An 18,372-nucleotide genomic window follows, 5' to 3' on the forward strand; every position below is an offset into this window, starting at 1 on the left:
AGTGATCGTGGAGTCTGTTGACTCACGTGATCAGATTCCCGAGGGATGCGCTTGGTTGTACGAACAGTGAAAAATTTGTGCGGGAGTTTTCACGAGTCTCCGGGGTGTCCCTGAGCCTCAGTCGAACCACCGGTCCCGCTCCAGCTCCTCCGTCCGCGACGGATCCTCCAGCAGCGCCGCCACCTCGAACCGGCGCGGCCACTGCCCGGCCGCCCAGGCCAGACCCGCGGCGACGCCCTCCAGGGTGGCGGCGTGCAGGACGCCGTCGTTCGTCAGGCGCCAGTCGATCTCCACGCCGTCGACGACGAGTTCCTCGTGTTCGACGTAGGAGGCCGGGGTCAGCCGGCCGAGCAGCACCCGCACCGGCTCCGGTACGTCGTGCTCGACGCCCTCGGAGGTGACCTCCCCGGTGACGGACTCGCTCAGGCGCCGCACCTGGAACAGCTCGGCCAGATCGGCGGCCCTGGAGGGGCGGACCGGGAGCAGCGGGACGCCCGAGGTGAAGGGGAGCAGGTCGGGCGAGTCGACGACCACGGCGTCGGCCGCGTCCACGACCTCCACCCGGCCGTCGACGACCGCGCGCAGCTCGTCCGGCAGGGTCACCTGCTCGGGGTCCAGCTCGGCCAGCGCGCCGTAGAGGGCGTGCAGCTGGGCGTCCGCCACCTCGCGCTCGGGCTCGGCGAGCCGGTCGAGCAGCTCGGCGGCCCCGCCGGGCTCGTCCAGCAGGGCGGCGACGGACGTCCGTACACCCAGCGCGCGCAGCACCTGTTCGTCCTCGAACCCGGTGGCGTCGGCCTCGTCGTAGAGCCCGCGCAGCAGCGGGTCACCGCCGGCCGCCCGCAGACCGGCCGGGCGGCGGCCGTCGAGCACCGGGTTCCCGCGCAGCCACCACGCCGCGTACGGCCGTACGACCTCGTGCGTCCCGTCGTGCAGCAGGATCCGCACGGGCTGGACGATGGCGTCCCGGAAGGGCGGCTGCGACAGCAGGGCCAGGGCCTGGGCCCACTTGTCCTCGTCGACGAGGTCCAGGTCCCGTACGGCGATGAGCTCCGTCGCGACCGGCGGGACCGGGCTGTCCGGGAAACGGTCGAGGATGTCCTCGCACCACACGTCGACGGCGTCCAGCAGGCCCGCGTCGTCGGGCTCGGCGAAGTCGCCCTCACGGGGCTCCAATTCGTCCGGGTCGAGGACGACGTCGGTGGCGCGGACCAGCGCGAAGTTCACCAGGACCCCGCAGGCGGCGAGCGGCTGCTCGCCCCACCGGCCGGCCAGCTCGGCGTCCACGGCGGCGAGTTCGCCCTCGCGCATCACCTGGGCGAAGGGGCTGCCGGGGAAGACGAGTTCGCAGGCGGGGGCAGGTTCGCCGTCCTCGTCGGGCAGGGCCAGGGCGCCGAGCCAGGGCTCGTCGCCGGGCTCCAGGCCGGCGTCCCGCACCAGCGCGAGCACGGTGTCGGCCAGTTCGTCGGCGTCGAGGGTGTCCTCTTCCCAGTTCACACCGCCCTCGTCGTCCAGAGACGCGGCGACGGCGGCCCGTACCTGCGGGGTGGTGAGCACCGCACGCGGGGTCGCGGGCAGGGCGCCGAGCTTCTCCAGGAGCGGGTGGGCGGCGTCCGGGTGGGCGACCTTCAGGCCGAGCCGGGCCAGCACCTCGGGGTCGATTCGGGCGGCCTCCGCGCTGGGCAGGAGGACCTGCCGGGGGCCGATCGTCGTACGGCCTCCCCCAGTGCCGAAAGCCTGGGAGGTGCCCCCAGCGAGCGGCACGGGGAGGCCCGACAGCCGGTCGGGGTCCACCCCGGCGAGGCTGTCGTAGAGCCGCCGCCACCAGCCGGGGTCCTTCTCGAGCCCGGCCAGCCGGTCGACGGCCTCGGTCAGCGGGACGCGGGAGACGCCCAGGGTCCGCAGCTCCGCGCGCCGCTCAAGACCGCCGGGCAGCAGGGTCGGCAGCACCTCGGCGAGGACCCTCACGGTGTCCGCGCCCGCGCCCTCGACGATCTCGGCGTCCCGGGGCCGCAGGGAGTCGGGCAGGTCGTCGTCGCCGTCGTCGTGCTCGCGGGGCTCGGCGGCGGGCGGGAGAAACGCGGTGCGGGGCAGCCGTTCCAGGATCGCCTGGCGCAGGGCGCCGTCCAGCTCGCCCTTGCCCAGCGGGCCGGGCACGAGGCCGATGATCCCTGCGGTCACCGGCCGCCAGTCGCCGAGGAGTTCGGCGTACGCGTCGGCCGCGCGCTGGACGAGGAAGTCGGTCAGCGGTCCCGGGGCGGCGTGCCGGCGGGTGGAGTCCAGCGGGAACGAGGCGATGAGCAGGGCCGGCACGCCGAGCGGCTCGTCGCTGGGCGTGGGGGCGTGCACGACCGGGCTGGTGCGGGGCCGGGCCGGGCTGCCGTCGCTGTCGACGGGAACGGCCCAGGTCACGGACCACCGCGGACGCAGCCGCTCCTCGACGGGCCGGTCGGCGAGCAGGTCGGGGGTGAGCGGGCCGTGCGCGACGGCGGTGCGCCAGTGGGTGACGCCGCCCTCGGAGTCGTCGACGACGGTGAAGGCTCCGTCGGTACGGCGGGTGATGGTCCTGGGGCTCTCCCCGTTGACCTCCACGACGACCTCTTCGAGGCCGGGGAGGGCGAGCAGCAGCGCGTCGTCCACACCGTGCAGCAGCCGCTCGGTGAGAGCGGCGGCGGGGTCGTCGCGCAGCGGGAGGATGACGGCGGTGTCGTAGGGGGCGGGGGCGGTGCCCTCGGCGGCGAACGGCAGCCGCAGCAGCGGTACGTGCCCGTCACGCCGCCGGACCTCGTCCCCGAGCCCGGGGCTGTGCCGGGCGGTCTCGGCGGCCAGGACCCGGGCCTCCGCGAGGGACCAGCGCACCCCGCCGTGCCGGCCGACGACGGCGGGCTCGTCGGTGACTGCCAGGACGGCGGCGAAGCCGACCCCGAAGCGTCCGATGGCCTGCTCCTGGCTCTCCCGCTTCGCCGACGCCCGCAGCGTGGACAGCGACTCCACACCGGCCGCGTCCAGCGGGGCGCCGGTGTTGGCGGCGACGAGGACCCCGTCGCGGAGGGTGAGCCGGAGCCGTCCCGGCACCCCGGCCCGGGCCGCGGCGTCGGCGGCGTTCTGGGCAAGCTCGACGACGAGCCGGTCCCGGTAGCCGCCGAGGACCAGGTCCTCCTCGGCGTTGGCGTCCTCACGGAACCGGGCGGGGCTGGTGGCCCAGGCGTCCAGCACGCCGCGGCGCAGGCGGGCGGTACCGAACGGATCGGCCCCCTCGGGGGCGGGCCGCACGAACTTGCTGCTCACGTTCCGTACCTTCTCCTCGTCGACGTGAGGAGACGGTACCGCTTGGGCAACGGGGCCGCGTGCCCCGCCCGCCCCCGTCAGCCCCGGGCCGCTCTCCTCCGGGCTCGGTCACTCACTCGAGTGGACGTCCTCAACTGGGCTCCATATGTGAGCAGTTGGCTTCTACGCTCGGCCAAAGCCCTTTCCGCATGTGCCAGAGGCATGACCGCACCCGTAAGCAACACCCCCACCCTCACAGGAACCCGCATGGTCAGCTCGCCCCACGAGGCGATGCACCGCGTCTTCCAGGACCACCCCGGGCTGTTCTCCCGGGTCTCCGAAGTGCTGGGCATCGGCTTCGCCCCGCCCACCTCGGCCACCGTCCTGCCCACCGACCTCACCGAGGCCCGCCCGCTGGAACGCCGCGTCGACACCCTGCTCCGGCTCGAGACGGAGGACGACGAGCCGTTACCGCTCGCGGTCGAGGCCCAGCGCGAGAAGGACCCGGACAAGCCCGCGAGCTGGGCGTACTACGCCTCGTACCTGCTCACGAAATACCGGCTCCAGCCGCTCCTCCTGGTCGTCTGCCAGGACCGGGCCACCGCGGAATGGGCGGCGCGCCCGGTCCGCTTCGGCCCTCGCCAGTGGCCCCTGCTCACCCTGCGGCCCCTGGTCGCGGGACCGCACAACATGCCCGTGATCACCGACCCGGCCGAGGTCCGTGAAGACCTCGCGCTCGCCACGCTGTCCGCCATCACCCACGCCAGGCATCGGGACATCGGGGCCACTCAAAGCAGTGACGACCGTCCTGCGGGACACCCCGCACCCCATCGCCGACCCGATCGTCGAACTCATGGCACAGGGCCTGGGCAAGCACCCGGCCGCGGAACAGTGAAGGAACCTGGTGGCCGTGGACCTCTCCTTCTACAAGTCATACATCTCGGAAGAAATCCGTGACGAAGGCCGTGAAGAGGGCCGGGCCGAGGGCCAGGCTCGGCGGGCCGCCGAAGACGTCCTGGAGGTCCTGGACGTCCGTGGCATCGAGGTCCCCGAGGCGGTCCGCGAGCGCATTGTGAGCTGCGATGACCCCGAGACCCTGCGCCGTTGGCACCGACGCGCCGTGATCGCGCCCACTGCCGACCAGATCTTCTCGGACGGGCGGGACACATAGCCGATCAGCGGCCGGGCCAGGACACGGCTACGAATGGCCCAGGTCCTCCGTGCTCTCGTCCGCCGTCGCCGCCACCGAACCCGAGTCCGGCGCCGGGCGCAGCGGGAACGGGTCCACCCGGGTCTCGTCGATGACCGGGGAGGGCGGCTGCGGGGGGCGGGGCATGACCGCGGCCTCGGAGTGGCCGCCGCAGCCGTAGGCCAGGGAGACGACCCGCCCGTCGGCCGGGGAGAACTCGTTGGCGCAGACGCCGAAGGCCTGGCCGAGGGAGCCGCCGATCCGGGCCAGGAAGCCACAGCTCACGCAGGCCGCGGGGGCGGCCTGCGCCATCGGGGTCTTGGCGCCGAACGCCTCCTCCCAGCGGTCGGCGGCGATGTGCAGGCCGAAGCGGGAGAGCACCCGGGCGCGGCGCACGCCGAGTTCCTCGGCCACTGCCGCGATCGAACCGCGGGCCGGGACGGCCAGGGGCCCCGCGGTGACGTCCGCGTCCTCGGCTTCCGCCAGGGCTGCCATGTCGTCGGAGACGACGGAGTTCGGCGGGGGCTCGTCCTCGCCGCTCCAGCCGGGCTCCAGACGCAGATCCTCGGCGTCCGTGGGCAGCAGATCGCCCGGCCCCATGTCGCCGGGGCGCAGCCGCTCGCTCCACGGCACCCACTCGGGCGCGAGCACCGCGTCCGGGCCGGGCAGCAGCGCCGCCTCGTCCACCGTGACGATCTTCGCCCGGGACGCCCGGGCCACCGTCACGGCCCAGCGCCAGCCCCGGTACCCCAGCTCCCGGCACTCGAAGAAGTGTGTGACAACGCGGTCCCCCTCGGAGACCGTCCCCACGTGCTCGCCGACGATCCCTGGCGCCGCGGCCTCCTCGGCTGCGGCGCGCGCGAGGTCGACGGCCTCGGCGCACAGACGGTCAGGGGTGCGGCTTCGCGTTGTCGCTGCGCTCACAGGTATCGCTTCTCTCCATACGCCGTCTGACGAGTGCGCCACTCCCAGCGCCGGGGCGGACGGAGCGGACCGGGGGACCGCGTCGACGTCCTTCATCCATTTTGCGGGATGGCTGAGATACGCACGCTACCCTTCCGCCCCACGTCGCGTACACCGACGGTGCCATGACCCGGCGACCGGACAGTCGCCCGACAGTCACCCCACAGGCCCTATACAAGCGGTAACGGCACTACCCACAGCCTTCTCGGGGCACTATGACGTCGTGGCAGCCGCGAAGACGCCCGTCAAGGGAAGCAGCCGACTGAGCGGACCGGGCCGTATGCGCGGCTCCCTCCGCGCGGTCGGCCGTGCCCTGCACTTCCCGGTGACCGGAACCGCCCGCGGCATCCGCAAGGCCACCCACGCGCACGGCGCCGGCGAGTCCGGCCTCGGCAAGCTGATCGAGCTGCACGGCGTGAACGGCGCCGGCGATGTCATGGTCACCGTCGCCCTCGCCTCGACCGTCTTCTTCTCCGTCCCGACCGACGAGGCCCGCGGCCGCGTCGCGCTGTACCTCGCCATCACCATGGCGCCCTTCACGCTCCTCGCGCCGGTCATCGGCCCCCTCCTCGACCGCATCCCGCACGGCCGCCGGGCGGCCATGGCCGGCGCGATGCTGGCCCGGGCGCTGCTCGCGATCGTCCTGTCCGGAGCCGTCGTCACCGGCGGGATCGAGCTGTACCCGGCGGCGCTCGGCGTCCTCGTCTCGTCGAAGGCGTACGGGGTGGTCAGAAGCGCCGTCGTGCCCCGGCTGCTGCCGCCCCGCTTCTCCCTGGTGAAGGCCAACTCCCGCGTCACCCTCGGCGGGCTCCTCGCCACCGGCATCGCCGCCCCCATCGGCGCCGGACTCCAGCAGATCGGGCCACGCTGGCCGCTCTACGGCGCCTTCGTGCTCTTCATCGCGGGGACGGTCCTGTCGTTCACGCTGCCGCCCAAGGTGGACTCCGCCAAGGGCGAGGACACCGCGCTGCTGGCCGCGGACGAACAGCATCTGCACGGCCCGCACCGCCGGCCCGTCAAACGCCCGGGGCTGCGCACGGTCGGCCCGGCCGTCACCCACGCCCTGGCCGCCAACGCCTCCATCCGCTGCCTGACCGGCTTCCTGATCTTCTTCCTCGCCTTCCTGCTCCGCGAGCACCCGGTCTCCGGCCAGAGCGCCGCCGTGTCCCTGGGCATCGTGGGCGTCTCGGCGGGCGCGGGCAACGCGCTCGGCACGGCGGTCGGGGCGTGGCTGCGCTCCCGGGCACCGGAGATCATCATCGTGACGGTCGTGGCGTGTGTGGTGGGCGTGGCGATCATGGCCTCGGTGTTCTTCAGCGCGGTCCTGGTGGCCTGTCTGGCCGCCGTGGCCGGCTTCGCGCAGGCCCTGGCCAAGCTGTCCCTGGACGCGCTGATCCAGCGGGACGTGCCCGAACTGGTTCGGACCTCGGCCTTCGCCCGTTCCGAGACCCTGCTGCAGATGGCCTGGGTGCTGGGCGGGGCGATCGGCCTCGCGCTGCCGCTCAACGGCACGGTCGGGCTGGCGGTGGGCGCGGCGATCGTCGGCACCGGGTGGCTGACGACCGTACGGGGACTGATCGGCTCGGCCCGGCGCGGCGGTGCGACGCGGCCGCGTGTGGCGTAGCCGTCGGGCACGCCGTACCCCGCGTGGGCACTCCCGGTCGTGTGCCCGATAACCTTCGCCCATGAACACGTTGCAATCCGTAGTGCGACGCCGCCGCGCCGTCGCTGTCGTCGGTGTCGTATCCGCCGGACTGCTCGTCCTGTCGGCCTGTGACAAGCCGACGCCGATCGCCACGGTCACCGTGGGCAGCGACTCGGTGAACTCCGAGGCCACCTGTGGCGGCGAGGGCGACGCCCTGAAGCCCGCCGACCTCACGCAGTGCCTGAAGGACAAGGGCATCAAGTCCATCTCGGTCGACCCGGACGAGACCGTGCGCTTTGGTGTCGACCCGGAGATCGCCGACAAGGGCTGGACGATCCTGATGAACGGTCAGCCGCTGACCGACGCCAGCACGAAGACGTACCGCACCATCCCGGGCAGCGTGTTCTTCAACGCCCAGTACGGCGCGCAGGGCGACTCGACGCTGGTCTCCATCAAGGAGGGCGAGAAGGACACGTCCGGCCTGTGGAACTTCAAGCTGGAGAAGGACGCGTAATCGCTGCCGCTGAGCTGGGCAGGGTGCTTGTCGCCACCGCCGTTCCTGTGGAGAGGGACGCGGTGGCAAAGGCCTTTGGTGGGTTTTCGCCGGGGTCCGACGGCGAGGCGCTCGGCGTTGTGGGCCGTGCCCACCCTCCCTCAAGCTCTCGGCTTCGCTCGGGCAGGGGGGACCCCCATCGCCCCAGCGGAACGACCGCCCACGGCTGGACCGATGTGATCGATGTGGGTGTCGGGCCCGCCCTCGCCGCCGCCTCCACCGCCTCCGCTCTCACCGCCGCCGCCCTCCGGGGCACCCCCTACGACCTCGTGGTCTCCGCCGGGATCGGGGGCGGTTTCCAGCCGGAGGCGCCCGTGGGGGCGCTCGTCGTCGCCGATGAGATCGTCGCGGCCGATCTGGGGGCCGAGACGCCCGACGGGTTCCTGTCGGTCACCGAACTCGGGTTCGGGACCGTACGTCACCAGCCGCCCGGGGACCTCGTACGGCGGGTCGCCGACGCCGCCGGGGCCCGTACGGGGGCCGTGCTCACCGTCTCCACCGTGACCGGTACGGCCACCAGGGCCACCGCGCTCCGCGAGCGGCACCCCACCGCTCTCGCCGAGGCCATGGAGGGCTTCGGTGTCGCCGAGGCCGCCGGCGCGCACGGGGTGCCCGTGCTGGAGATCCGGGCGGTCTCCAATCCCGTCGGGCCGCGTGACCGCGCCGCCTGGCGCATCGGGGACGCCCTGGCCGCTTTGACCGAGGGTTTCGGGAAGCTCGTGCCCGTACTGGAGAGTTGGAACCGGCATGACCAGTGACCAGTTGCAGATCGCGTACTCCCCCTGCCCGAACGACACCTTCGTCTTCGACGCCCTGGCCCACGGCCGCGTCCCCGGCGCCCCCGCCCTCGACGTGACCTTCGCCGACATCGACGTCACCAACGGCATGGCCGAGCGCGGCGAGTTCGACGTACTGAAGGTGTCGTACGCCGTGCTGCCGTACGTCCTCGACGAGTACGCGCTGCTGCCCTGTGGTGGTGCCCTGGGGCGGGGCTGCGGGCCGCTGGTGCTGACGCGGGAGGCGGACGTCGACCTCACCGGGCGCACCGTCGCCGTGCCCAGCGAGAAGTCCACCGCGTATCTGCTGTTCCGGCTCTGGGCCGCCGACACCCTGGCCGACGGGGTCGGCGAGATCATCGTCATGCCGTTCCACGAGATCATGCCGGCCGTGCGGGACGGGAAGGTCGACGCGGGGCTCGTGATCCACGAGGCGCGCTTCACGTACGCCGGCTACGGCCTGCACAAGCTCGCCGACATGGGCGAGCACTGGGAGCACACCACCGGGCTGCCGATCCCGCTGGGCGCGATCATCGCCAAGCGGTCGCTGGGCGAGCAGAGGCTGCGGCTGCTGGCCGACTCCATCCGGACGTCCGTGCGCGCCGCGTGGGACGACCCCGAGGTCTCCCGCCCGTATGTCATGGAGCACGCCCAGGAGATGGACCCGGCCGTCGCCGACCAGCACATCGGGCTGTACGTCAACGAGTTCACGGCCGCCCTCGGCGAGGACGGCTACGCGGCCGTGCGCGGACTGCTGACACGCGCGGCGGCCGAGGGACTCGTACCGCCCCTCGGCCCGAACGCGCTGCGATTCCCCTGACGGACCTATACGTCCAGCTGGTCGGCGACCGCCCGCAGCAGGCCGGCGATCTTCTTGCCGGAGGTGCGCTCGGGGTAGCGGCCCCGCTCCAGCATCGGGGTGATGTTCTCCAGCAGGGTCGTGAGGTCCTGGACGATCGAGGCGAGTTCGTCCGGCTTCTTGCGCGTCGCCGCGGCGACCGAGGGGGTCGGGTCCAGAATCGTCAGGGACAGTGCCTGGTCGCCGCGCTGCCCGGCGACCACGCCGAACTCCACTCGCTGACCGGGCTTGAGCGTCTCGACTCCGGCGGGGAGGACCGAGGAATGGACGAAGACGTCACCGCCGTCGTCGCGGGAGAGAAAGCCGAAGCCCTTCTCGCTGTTGAACCACTTGACCTTGCCGGTAGGCACGTCTGTCCTCGTCCTCGTACTCGTCGGAAAACTGCTTCGGGAAACGGCTCTTGATAGCACTCGGGCGGGCCGCACGGACCCGCCGGTACCAAGGCTAATGCTCTTCAGGCCGGTGACAAGACGTCACCGGGTTGTTCCTTCGGGCAGGGAACTACCCTGGTCCGGTGCCTGACAAAACCCAAACGAATTCCGCCGCGCCCGGTGACCGTCTGGTCCGTGCCGGTGCCATCGTCTTCTTCATCGGTGCCGTGGCCACACTGGTCACGGTCGCCCCGCTGTTCCTCGGGACGACGCCCTTTCCGACGTACATGTTCGGATTGAGCATGCTCATGGCGGTCGGTTTCCTGATGGCCGGCGCGGGAGTACTGCGTTCCGTGGCGGCCGGCCGGCGTCAGGCGCGCGCGGGGCGGTAGTCCGAAAGCCACCCGGGGAATTCGGTGAGGTCGCCGAGGACGACGTCCGCGCCCGCCGCGCGCAGTTCCTCCGGAGGGCAGGGGCCGGTGGCCACCGCGACGGACAGCGCGCCGGCCGTCCGGGCGCCGCGCACGTCCCCGACGTGGTCGCCGACATAGACGGCCGCGTCGTGCTCGCGCAGCGCCTCCGCCTTCTGTTCGGCCCACAGGTCGCCGATCACCGCGTCGGGCTCCATGCCGAGGTGGGCGAGGTGCAGTTTGGCGTTGGGCTCGTACTTGGCGGTGACGACTATCGCGCGCCCTCCGGCCTCCCGTACCGCCGCGATGGCCTCGGCGGCGCCGGTCATCGCCGGGGTCGCGGCGATGGCGATCGACGGGTACATCGCGCGGTACAGATCGGCCATGTCCGCGACCTCCTCGGCCGGGAACCAGTTGATCAACTCCTCGGCCAGCGGCGGCCCGAGCCGCGTGACCGCCAGATCGGCGTCGATGTACGTCCCCGTCCGCTCGGACAGCGCCTGGTAGCAGGCGCGGATGCCGGGACGGGAGTCGATGAGGGTCATGTCCAGGTCGAAACCGACGGTGAGTGCCATATGGGCCATTGTGCCCAGGGCGCAGGACGGGCAGGCCTCCTGGGTTCCCGGGCCCCGGTTACCTCTGCCGCTGGGAGCGCCACACCAGGAACAGCGCCGACGCCACCGCCGCGCCCCGGACCACCCAGGGCCAGGTCTCGGAGACCGCGTCGTTCATATGGCCCTCGGCGATCGGGGTGCCCCAGCGGCCGTTCATCCTGCCCCAGAGCCAGACCAGGCCCGACGTGACGGCGAGACCCGGCAGGACCATGACCGCCCACTTCGTCTCCGCCTGGGTCAGGCGGCGCGAGGCGTAGGCGATGAGCCAGCCGAGGAGGAGCACGAACCAGTTGCCGAGCACGGCGCCCGCGACGAGCAGACCCGCGGCGGCGAGGAGCAGCGGGTTGCTCCAGCTGCCGGAGGGAAGACGGGGGAGGCGGCGGCGACGGGTGCCGGTCCCGGCCGCTTCCTCGACGGCCTCGACGGCAGGCTCGGCCTCCTCGGCCGCCGGCTTCTCCTTCTCCGGCTTCCTCGGCTGCGGCGGCTTCAGCAGGTCCGGCAGTTCCACGCCGCCCACGAAGCCCGGCACCTCCTCGCCCACACCGAACGGGCTGCTGTCCACCCGCCACCAGTCGGGCTGGACGACGCTGTCCCCGAGCTCGTGCCCGGCGGCCAGGTGCGGCGGCGCCGGGCCCTCGGCGGGCGCCGGCTGCGACTCCTCCGCGGGCCGCGCAGGGCGGGGCCGCGGTACGACGCGCCGCAGCACCCCCTTCGCACGCTCCTCCGGCTCGGCGTCGCGCTGCACGGGCACGGAGGCGGGAGCGGGGGCGGCGCTCCGCGGCGCACCACCGGCGCCTTCCGCTGCCGCCGCCACGACCTCGTCGGGGCTGCCCATGCGGGTCAGGATGCGGCGGACGGCGGCGGGCGAGTCGACGGTGGCCTTCGCGCGGCGCCGGTCGATCTCGTTGCGCAGGTCCGCGACCAGGCGCATCCGGGTGGCCGAGGACAACTGGCGCTGCTGGGCCACGTCGCCGACACGGCTCAGATACTCGTAAACGACCTGGTCGCTCTCAATCCCCACGAAGTCCCCTCCGGGGCGGGTGCGTTGGCTGACGCCGTCGGACGACGGTATCGCGAGTCCCGGCAGGTCGGCCAAAAGCCCGTCCCGCGATCGGGGCCGAGCGGGCCCGCAGTCGGCCCGGCCGCCCGAGGCGACCCGCTACCGTGGACCGGATGAGCACCGAGGACAGGCCCCCGGCCCCCCGCTCCCTCGCCGAAGCGCTCCGCGCGCGGGGCGATGCCGCGCTGGGCGCGCTCCTGCGCGGCCGCCCGGACCTCATCACGCCCGTGCCGACCGACCTCACCCAGCTCGCGACCCGGGCCGGTACCCGCGCCTCGGTCGTACGGGCCCTGGAGCGGCTGGACCGGTTCACGCTGCAGACGGCGGAGGCGCTGGCCGTGGCGGCGGAACCGGCGACGTACGACGAACTGCTCGGGCTCACCGCCGGGGACGACGCCGACCCGGCCGTCGTCGCCGCCCTGCCGCACGCCCTGGACATCCTGCGCGAGCAGGCCCTGGTCTGGGGCGGCGACGACCGGCTGCGGCTGGTGCGCACGGCACGTGAACTGCTGGCTCCCGCGCCGCAGCACCCCTCGCCGACCGGTCTCGGCCCGACGGTCCAGGAGGCCACCGCCGGGATGTCCCCGGGGCGGATCCAGGAGATCGTCACGACCGCCGGGCTGTCCTCGACCCATGACTCGGTCTCCGCGGTGACCGCCCTCACCGGCCTGTTCACGGACCGGGCCCGGATGGCCGCGCTGCTCTCCGACGCCCCGGCCGACTCCCTGGAGGTGCTCGATCGCCTGGTGTGGGGGCCGCCGTACGGGCAGGTCACCGCGGATCCGGCGGCGCGGCTGCGCTGGCTGCTGGACCGGGGGCTGCTGCTGCCGACGGCGCCGGGGACGGTCGTCCTGCCGCGCGAGGTCGCCCTGCACCTGCGGCGGGGGCTGGCGCACCGGACGCCCGAGCCCGTGCCGCCGGTGGTCGAGGCCGTCGCCGTCCATCGTCCACAGGTTGTGGACAGTACGGCGGCCGGGCAGGCGTACACCGCGCTGGCGACCGTCGAGGAGCTGCTGAAGGACTGGGACGAGGGCGGGCCCGCGGTGCTGCGGGCCGGCGGGCTGAGCGTGCGGGACCTGAAGCGGACCGCCGTCGCGCTCGACGTGCCCGAGCCGGTCGCCGCGTTCTGGGTGGAACTGGCGTACGCGGCGGGCCTGATCGCCTCGGACGGGGAGGCCGACGAGCGGTACGCGGCGACCCCGGCCTACGACGAGTGGCTGGAGGCGCCCGCCGCCGAGCGCTGGTCGCGGCTGGCCACGGCGTGGCTCGCGGCGACCCGGACGGCCGGGCTGGTGGGCGGGCGGGACGCGAAGGACCGTACGTTGTCGGCGCTCGGGCCGGGCCTGGACCGTTCGGCGGCGCCCGAGGTACGGCACCGGGTGCTGGCGCTGCTGGCCGGGCTGCCGGAGGGGGCCGCTCCGGACGCCGAGTCGGTGCTCGCCCGGCTGCGCTGGGAGCGTCCCCTGCGCGGGGCGCAGCACGAGGACGACCCGCGCACCCGCCTCGCCCGGTGGGCCCTGTCCGAGGCGGAGCTGCTGGGCGTCACCGGCCGGGGCGCCTTGTCGGCCCATGGCCGGGCCCTGCTGGGCGCGGCGGCGGCCGTACGCCACCCCGAAGCGGAGGGCTCCGGCCCGGGAGACAGCGGTCCGGGAGACAAACTCCCCGTCCATCACCACCACCATCGTCCCGCCCCGATCGCTCCCCTCTCCCCCGCCGAACAGGCCGTCGCCTCCGCCGCCGCGGCCCGGCTTCTCACGCCCCAGCTGCCCGAGCCGCTGGACCATGTGCTGCTCCAGGCCGACCTGACCGCGGTGGCGCCCGGGCCCCTGCGGCGCCCGCTCGCCGACATGCTCGGGGTGCTGGCGGACGTCGAGTCCAAGGGCGGGGCCACCGTCTACCGGTTCACGCCCGGGTCGGTGCGCCGTGCGCTCGACGCCGGGCAGGCCGCCTCCGACCTGCACGCCTTCCTCGCCGCGCACTCCCGTACGCCGGTGCCGCAGCCGCTCGCCTATCTGATCGACGACGTGGCCCGCAGACACGGCCATCTGCGGGTCGGCGCGGCCTCGGCGTATGTGCGATGCGACGACGACTCGGTGCTCAACGAGATCCTCGCCGACAAGCGGGCCGCCGGGCTGGGGCTGCGCCGGCTCGCCCCGACCGTGCTGGCCGCGCAGGCCGACCCCGCGGGGCTCCTCGAAGGCCTGCGGTCGATGGGGTTCGCGCCGGCCGCCGAGTCCGCCGAGGGCGATGTGCTGATCACCCGCGCCCTCGCCCACCGCACCCCGCCCCGTACGGCGCCCGAGCCGGTGCCGGACGGCCCGCCGGTCCCCGACGACGTCCTCCTCGCGGCGGCGCTGCGCGCCATCCGGGCCGGCGACCTCGCCTCCACCACCCCGCGCAAGCCCGGCACCGCCCCGGCGGTCAACGGCGAGCTGCCCCGCACCGGTTCCGCCGAGACCCTCGCCACCATGCAGGCCGCCGTCCTGACCGGCGAGGCCCTGTGGATCGGCTACGTCAACGCCGAGGGCACCGCCAGCCAGCGGGTCATCGCGCCCATCCGCGTCGAGGGCGGCTTCGTCACGGCGTACGACCACACGGCGGACGAGGTCCGTACGTATCCGCTGCACCGGATCACCGGGGTCGCGGAGCTCGCCGACGACGCGGGCTGACAGCCGGGCGTTGTCTCACCCGTTCGGGTGCACGCCGGCGTTCATGCACGCCACGCCGGGGATGTCCCACCCTTGGGCGACCTTGCCGGGCGTGCCGCATCACGCGCTGTGCCCGGGGGCAGCCACCGGGTGTTCCTGTGAGCACCGTCGAAAGGAAGTCCCAGCATGCGCGCTGTCCGTCGAGTCTCCGCCGTCCTGGCCACCGCCGCCCTGATGATGTTCGGTGGTCTCGCCACCCCGGCCGCGGCGGTCGGCATCGATGTCGCCGGCCTTGTCATCGAGACGCCGCAGATCTGATCCGCCTCCGCGCACCCGTCGGGGCTGGCCCCGCCTTCCGGGCCGGCCCGCGGTGCTGTGTCCCTCACCGCTCAGCCCGTGAAAGGCCCTGCCGCCATGCGTGAAAAGCTTCCCGCCGTCGTACTCTCCGCCGCTGCCCTCGTGGCCGTGCTCGCGCCCTCGGCCGCGGCGGCCCCGCCCGCGCTGCCGCTGCCGATCCCGGCGGTCCACCCCGAACCCCTGGTGGGCGAAGGCGTCTCCGTTGAGGGCCCGCTGGTCAACACCATCAGTCTGTCCACGCTGCGGTAGCGCGGCGCGTCCGGTAACTGTCGCCCTCCAGCCGGACCACCTCGGCGTGATGGGCGAGGCGGTCCACCATCGCGGGTGCGGAGGTACCGAACACCTCGTCCCAGCGGCCGAGCGGGCGGTCGCTGGTCACGATCAGCGAGCCACGCTCGTAGCGGTGCGCGACCAGTTGGAAGAACAGACCGGCGGTGGCCGCGTCGAAGGGCGTGTAGCCGATCTCGTCGACGATCAGGAGGGGGTGTTCGTCGAGGGCGGCCAGCTCCGCGTCGAGCCGGCCGGCGGCCCGGGCGTCGGACAGCCGGGCGGCCCACTCGGCGGCGGTCGCGAACAGCACCCGGTGCCCCGCCTGGCAGGCCCGCACGCCCAGGGCGACGGCCAGGTGCGTCTTTCCGGTGCCGGTCGGGCCGACGAACACCACGTTGCGCCGGGCGGCGACGAACTCCGCCTTGCCGAGCCGGGCCACGGTCTCCCGGTCGAAGCCCCGGGGATGCTGCTGGTCGAAGTCCTCCAGCAGCTTGCGGGCGGGGAAGCCGGCCGCGCGGATCCGGGCCTCGGCGTCCGCGTCCGGTTCCGACAGGGACGCCGGCTCCGGCTCCGGCCGCCGGGGATGGGGCAGCGTGACCGCCGGGGTCTCCTGGCCCGGCCGCGGGCGCGTGACCTGCGGGTGCCCGGCCGGCTCGCGGTCGGCGTGTCCGCGGTCGGCATGGCCGCGATCCGCGTGTCCGCGATCGCTCTGCGCCGCCATCGGGCCCGACATGTACGCGAGGATCGCCGCCGAGGCGATGAACGCCATGTGGATCACCGTCCCCCACATCAAGGCGTGGTGGGAGGTGTGGTGGACGTCCACGAACATCTGGAGCAGATGCACCGAGGAGATGCCCACGATCGCGGTGGCGAGCTTGACCTTCAGTACATTGGAGTTGACGTGCGAGAGCCATTCCGGCTGGTCGCGGTGGCCCTGGAGGCCGATGCGCGAGACGAAGGTCTCGTAGCCGCCGACGATCACCATGATCAGCAGGTTGGCGATCATGACGACGTCGACGAGCTTGAGCACGGCGAGCATCACGTAGGTCTCGGTGGCGTGCCCGCTCACGCACATGAGGATTAAGGTCCAGAGTTCCTTGAAGAACTTGTACACGTAGACGCCCTGAGCGGCCACCAGCCCGAAGTACAGCGGGGCCTGGAGCCAGCGGGTGGCGAACAGGGCGTATCCGAGCGTGGTAGTCGGCGTATTCTGCACGGTTCGCCATTCTTCGGGCCCTCGCGGAAAAACTGAATTCACACCACACGTTGGGATGAAAAGGCATTCTGTAGGACCGGTGTCGTTCCAGCAGCGCAGATCACACCCTCGGGCGGCGTCGATCAGGCACACTGGACGTTTGGCCGCAGAAAGGGTGCCGCGTGTGAATGGTCCGCTGATCGTCCAGTCCGACAAGACCCTGCTCCTGGAAGTCGACCACGAGCGGGCCGACGACTGCCGTCGCGTCATCGCCCCCTTCGCGGAGCTGGAGCGGGCGCCGGAGCACATCCACACCTACCGGGTGACCCCGCTGGGCCTGTGGAACGCGCGCGCGGCCGGCCATGACGCCGAGCAGGTCGTGGACGCGCTGGTGGAGTACAGCCGCTATCCGGTGCCGCACGCGCTGCTCGTCGACATCGCCGAGACGATGGACCGCTACGGTCGGCTCACCCTGTCCAAGCACCCGGCGCACGGCCTGGTCCTGACGACCACCGACCGGCCGGTGCTGGAGGAGATCCTGCGGTCGAAGCGGATCACGCCGCTGGTCGGCGCCCGGATCGATCCGGACACCGTCGCCGTGCACCCCTCCGAGCGCGGGCAGATCAAGCAGACCCTGCTGAAGCTGGGCTGGCCGGCCGAGGACCTCGCCGGGTACGTCGACGGCGAGGCGCACCCGATCGAGCTGGCCGAGGACGGCTGGGCGCTCCGGCCGTACCAGAAGCAGGCGGTCGAGAACTTCTGGCACGGCGGCTCCGGCGTCGTCGTCCTGCCCTGTGGCGCCGGAAAGACGCTGGTCGGGGCCGGGTCGATGGCCCAGGCGAAGTCGACGACCCTGATCCTCGTCACCAACACCGTCTCCGCCCGGCAGTGGAAGCACGAGCTGGTGAAGCGGACCTCCCTCACCGAGGAGGAGATCGGCGAGTACAGCGGGACGCGCAAGGAGATCCGGCCCGTCACGATCGCCACGTACCAGGTGCTGACGACCAAGCGGAAGGGCGTCTATCCGCACCTGGAGCTGTTCGACTCGCGGGACTGGGGCCTGGTCGTCTACGACGAGGTGCACCTGCTGCCGGCGCCGGTCTTCAAGTTCACCGCCGATCTGCAGGCCCGTCGCCGCCTCGGCCTGACGGCCACCCTGGTCCGCGAGGACGGCCGCGAGTCGGACGTGTTCTCGCTGATCGGGCCCAAGCGGTTCGACGCGCCGTGGAAGGAGATCGAGGCGCAGGGCTATATCGCGCCCGCCGACTGCGTCGAGGTCCGGGTCAATCTGACCGACTCGGAGCGGCTCGCGTACGCCACGGCCGAGACGGAGGAGAAGTACCGCTTCTGCGCCACGACCGCGACCAAGCGGAAGGTCACGGAGGCGATCGTCCGCCGCTTCGCCGGGCAGCAGATCCTCGTGATCGGCCAGTACATCGACCAGCTCGACGAGCTGGGTGAGCACCTGGGCGCGCCCGTGATCAAGGGCGAGACGTCGAACGCGCAGCGCGAGAAGCTCTTCGACGCCTTCCGCGAGGGCGAGATCAGCGTGCTGGTGGTCTCCAAGGTCGCGAACTTCTCGATCGACCTGCCGGAGGCGACGGTCGCGATCCAGGTGTCGGGCACGTTCGGCTCCCGCCAGGAGGAGGCCCAGCGCCTCGGCCGCGTGCTCCGCCCCAAGTCGGACGGCCACCAGGCCCACTTCTACTCCGTGGTCGCCCGGGACACCATCGACCAGGACTTCGCGGCCCACCGGCAGCGCTTCCTGGCGGAGCAGGGGTACGCGTACCGGATCGTGGACGCGGACGAGCTGCTGGCCGAGAGTTAGGAACCGGGGGCAACGGCAGGTCCGTCGGCTCGCTTGTGGCGGACCACGCCGACCTCCTCGCCGTACTGGCCGAGGATGATCACGTCGAAGGCGGCGCCCGCGAAGACCTTGACGGCGCGCAGGGCGTCGCCGAGGCGGTGGCGGTGGCTGCCGGTCACGGCGGTGGCACCCGGCGGCCGGCCCGGTGCGGGGGCAGGAGAGAGGGTTGCTGCGCTCATGTCTCCATGGTGCGGTTTCGCCCGTAAAGCCCGCGTCGGTCTGGGGACCGAACCCGCGCACTCCGTCCGTACGCCTGCGGACCGACTCCTGCCCCTCAGGGAGGAGGGCCTCGTCCCCTAGGGGATGAGGAACAGGGACGGGAAAAACCGTT

Annotated in this window: 16 protein-coding genes and 1 pseudogene; 10 read left to right on the forward strand and 7 right to left on the reverse strand. The window is 73.0% G+C overall.

Annotated elements, in window-relative coordinates:
- Positions 1–117 precede the first annotated feature (117 nt).
- Positions 118–3,285, reverse strand: coding sequence for a sacsin N-terminal ATP-binding-like domain-containing protein (locus tag ACZ58V_RS33580; RefSeq protein ID WP_471294841.1), 3,168 nt, complete (start codon positions 3,283–3,285; stop codon positions 118–120).
- 246 nt (positions 3,286–3,531) lie between these two features.
- Between ACZ58V_RS33580 and ACZ58V_RS33585 the strand changes: the two are divergent.
- Positions 3,532–4,435 (forward strand): annotated as a pseudogene (locus tag ACZ58V_RS33585) (hypothetical protein).
- A 27-nt stretch (positions 4,436–4,462) separates the two neighbouring features.
- Here the strand turns inward: ACZ58V_RS33585 and ACZ58V_RS33590 are convergent.
- The gene (locus ACZ58V_RS33590) at positions 4,463–5,377 is read right to left on the reverse strand and encodes a DUF3027 domain-containing protein (RefSeq protein ID WP_189729229.1); all 915 of its coding nucleotides are present in this window, start codon (positions 5,375–5,377) and stop codon (positions 4,463–4,465) included.
- 262 nt (positions 5,378–5,639) lie between these two features.
- Here ACZ58V_RS33590 and ACZ58V_RS33595 point away from each other — a divergent pair, with 262 nt between their 5' ends.
- The 4 genes from ACZ58V_RS33595 (at position 5,640) to ACZ58V_RS33610 (ending at position 9,210) form a co-directional block, all read left to right on the forward strand.
- On the forward strand, positions 5,640–7,040 hold the full coding sequence (locus ACZ58V_RS33595) for an MFS transporter (protein ID WP_468194083.1): 1,401 nt from the start codon (positions 5,640–5,642) through the stop codon (positions 7,038–7,040).
- A gap of 61 nt (positions 7,041–7,101) precedes the next feature.
- Positions 7,102–7,575 carry a DUF2771 domain-containing protein gene (locus ACZ58V_RS33600; protein WP_382828588.1) on the forward strand — a complete coding sequence of 158 codons (474 nt, stop codon included), beginning with the start codon at positions 7,102–7,104 and terminating at the stop codon, positions 7,573–7,575.
- Positions 7,545–8,372 carry a futalosine hydrolase gene (locus ACZ58V_RS33605; protein WP_471294843.1) on the forward strand — a complete coding sequence of 276 codons (828 nt, stop codon included), beginning with the start codon at positions 7,545–7,547 and terminating at the stop codon, positions 8,370–8,372. The genes ACZ58V_RS33600 and ACZ58V_RS33605 overlap by 31 nt, the downstream gene beginning before the upstream one ends.
- Positions 8,362–9,210, forward strand: a complete 849-nt coding sequence (locus ACZ58V_RS33610) for a 1,4-dihydroxy-6-naphthoate synthase (RefSeq protein WP_471294845.1) — start codon at positions 8,362–8,364, stop codon at positions 9,208–9,210. Before ACZ58V_RS33605 ends, ACZ58V_RS33610 begins: the two co-directional genes overlap by 11 nt.
- A 5-nt stretch (positions 9,211–9,215) precedes the next feature.
- On the opposite strand, the gene ACZ58V_RS33615 is transcribed toward ACZ58V_RS33610, so the two are convergent.
- Positions 9,216–9,599 carry a cold-shock protein gene (locus ACZ58V_RS33615; protein ID WP_189729237.1) on the reverse strand — a complete coding sequence of 128 codons (384 nt, stop codon included), beginning with the start codon at positions 9,597–9,599 and terminating at the stop codon, positions 9,216–9,218.
- 164 nt (positions 9,600–9,763) lie between these two features.
- Here ACZ58V_RS33615 and ACZ58V_RS33620 point away from each other — a divergent pair, with 164 nt between their 5' ends.
- A complete protein-coding gene (locus ACZ58V_RS33620; RefSeq protein WP_184599437.1) occupies positions 9,764–10,012 on the forward strand; it encodes a hypothetical protein in 249 nt (82 codons plus the stop codon).
- Here ACZ58V_RS33620 and ACZ58V_RS33625 read toward each other — a convergent pair.
- Positions 9,991–10,614 (reverse strand): HAD family hydrolase, encoded by a 624-nt coding sequence (locus tag ACZ58V_RS33625; protein WP_468194075.1) that lies wholly within the window; start codon positions 10,612–10,614, stop codon positions 9,991–9,993. The two genes, ACZ58V_RS33620 and ACZ58V_RS33625, sit on opposite strands and share 22 nt — an antisense overlap.
- 49 nt (positions 10,615–10,663) lie before the next feature.
- Positions 10,664–11,665: a hypothetical protein gene (locus tag ACZ58V_RS33630; protein ID WP_471294846.1), complete on the reverse strand. Its 1,002-nt coding sequence runs from the start codon at positions 11,663–11,665 to the stop codon at positions 10,664–10,666.
- Between the two features lie 152 nt (positions 11,666–11,817).
- On the opposite strand from ACZ58V_RS33630, the gene ACZ58V_RS33635 reads away from it, so the two are divergent.
- From ACZ58V_RS33635 to ACZ58V_RS33645, 3 genes are all read left to right on the forward strand, one after another.
- The gene (locus ACZ58V_RS33635) at positions 11,818–14,373 is read left to right on the forward strand and encodes a helicase-associated domain-containing protein (RefSeq protein ID WP_471294847.1); all 2,556 of its coding nucleotides are present in this window, start codon (positions 11,818–11,820) and stop codon (positions 14,371–14,373) included.
- 165 nt (positions 14,374–14,538) lie between these two features.
- A complete protein-coding gene (locus ACZ58V_RS33640) occupies positions 14,539–14,670 on the forward strand; it encodes a hypothetical protein (protein ID WP_267944178.1) in 132 nt (43 codons plus the stop codon).
- A 96-nt stretch (positions 14,671–14,766) separates the two neighbouring features.
- Positions 14,767–14,958: a hypothetical protein gene (locus tag ACZ58V_RS33645; RefSeq protein ID WP_468194067.1), complete on the forward strand. Its 192-nt coding sequence runs from the start codon at positions 14,767–14,769 to the stop codon at positions 14,956–14,958.
- Here the strand turns inward: ACZ58V_RS33645 and istB are convergent.
- Complete coding sequence (istB, locus tag ACZ58V_RS33650) at positions 14,936–16,195, reverse strand: IS21-like element helper ATPase IstB (RefSeq protein ID WP_471294851.1); 1,260 nt, start codon at positions 16,193–16,195, stop codon at positions 14,936–14,938. The genes ACZ58V_RS33645 and istB overlap by 23 nt on opposite strands.
- A 163-nt stretch (positions 16,196–16,358) precedes the next feature.
- On the opposite strand from istB, the gene ACZ58V_RS33655 reads away from it, so the two are divergent.
- On the forward strand, positions 16,359–18,002 hold the full coding sequence (locus ACZ58V_RS33655; protein WP_468194061.1) for a DNA repair helicase XPB: 1,644 nt from the start codon (positions 16,359–16,361) through the stop codon (positions 18,000–18,002).
- On the opposite strand, the gene ACZ58V_RS33660 is transcribed toward ACZ58V_RS33655, so the two are convergent.
- The gene (locus ACZ58V_RS33660; RefSeq protein ID WP_468194058.1) at positions 17,999–18,220 is read right to left on the reverse strand and encodes a hypothetical protein; all 222 of its coding nucleotides are present in this window, start codon (positions 18,218–18,220) and stop codon (positions 17,999–18,001) included. The genes ACZ58V_RS33655 and ACZ58V_RS33660 overlap by 4 nt on opposite strands.
- Positions 18,221–18,372: the final 152 nt, after the last annotated feature.

This window comes from Streptomyces sp. NPDC040589, assembly GCF_055594445.1.

Excerpts from the sequence above, each read along its gene's own strand:
- ACZ58V_RS33600 (WP_382828588.1), top strand. The coding sequence starts at position 7,102 with ATGAACACGTTGCAATCCGTAGTGCGACGCCGCCGCGCCGTCGCTGTC.
- ACZ58V_RS33610 (WP_471294845.1), top strand. The coding sequence starts at position 8,362 with ATGACCAGTGACCAGTTGCAGATCGCGTACTCCCCCTGCCCGAACGAC.
- ACZ58V_RS33625 (WP_468194075.1), bottom strand. The coding sequence starts at position 10,614 with ATGGCCCATATGGCACTCACCGTCGGTTTCGACCTGGACATGACCCTC.
- ACZ58V_RS33635 (WP_471294847.1), top strand. The coding sequence starts at position 11,818 with ATGAGCACCGAGGACAGGCCCCCGGCCCCCCGCTCCCTCGCCGAAGCG.
- ACZ58V_RS33640 (WP_267944178.1), top strand. The coding sequence starts at position 14,539 with ATGCGCGCTGTCCGTCGAGTCTCCGCCGTCCTGGCCACCGCCGCCCTG.
- ACZ58V_RS33645 (WP_468194067.1), top strand. The coding sequence starts at position 14,767 with ATGCGTGAAAAGCTTCCCGCCGTCGTACTCTCCGCCGCTGCCCTCGTG.
- ACZ58V_RS33660 (WP_468194058.1), bottom strand. The coding sequence starts at position 18,220 with ATGAGCGCAGCAACCCTCTCTCCTGCCCCCGCACCGGGCCGGCCGCCG.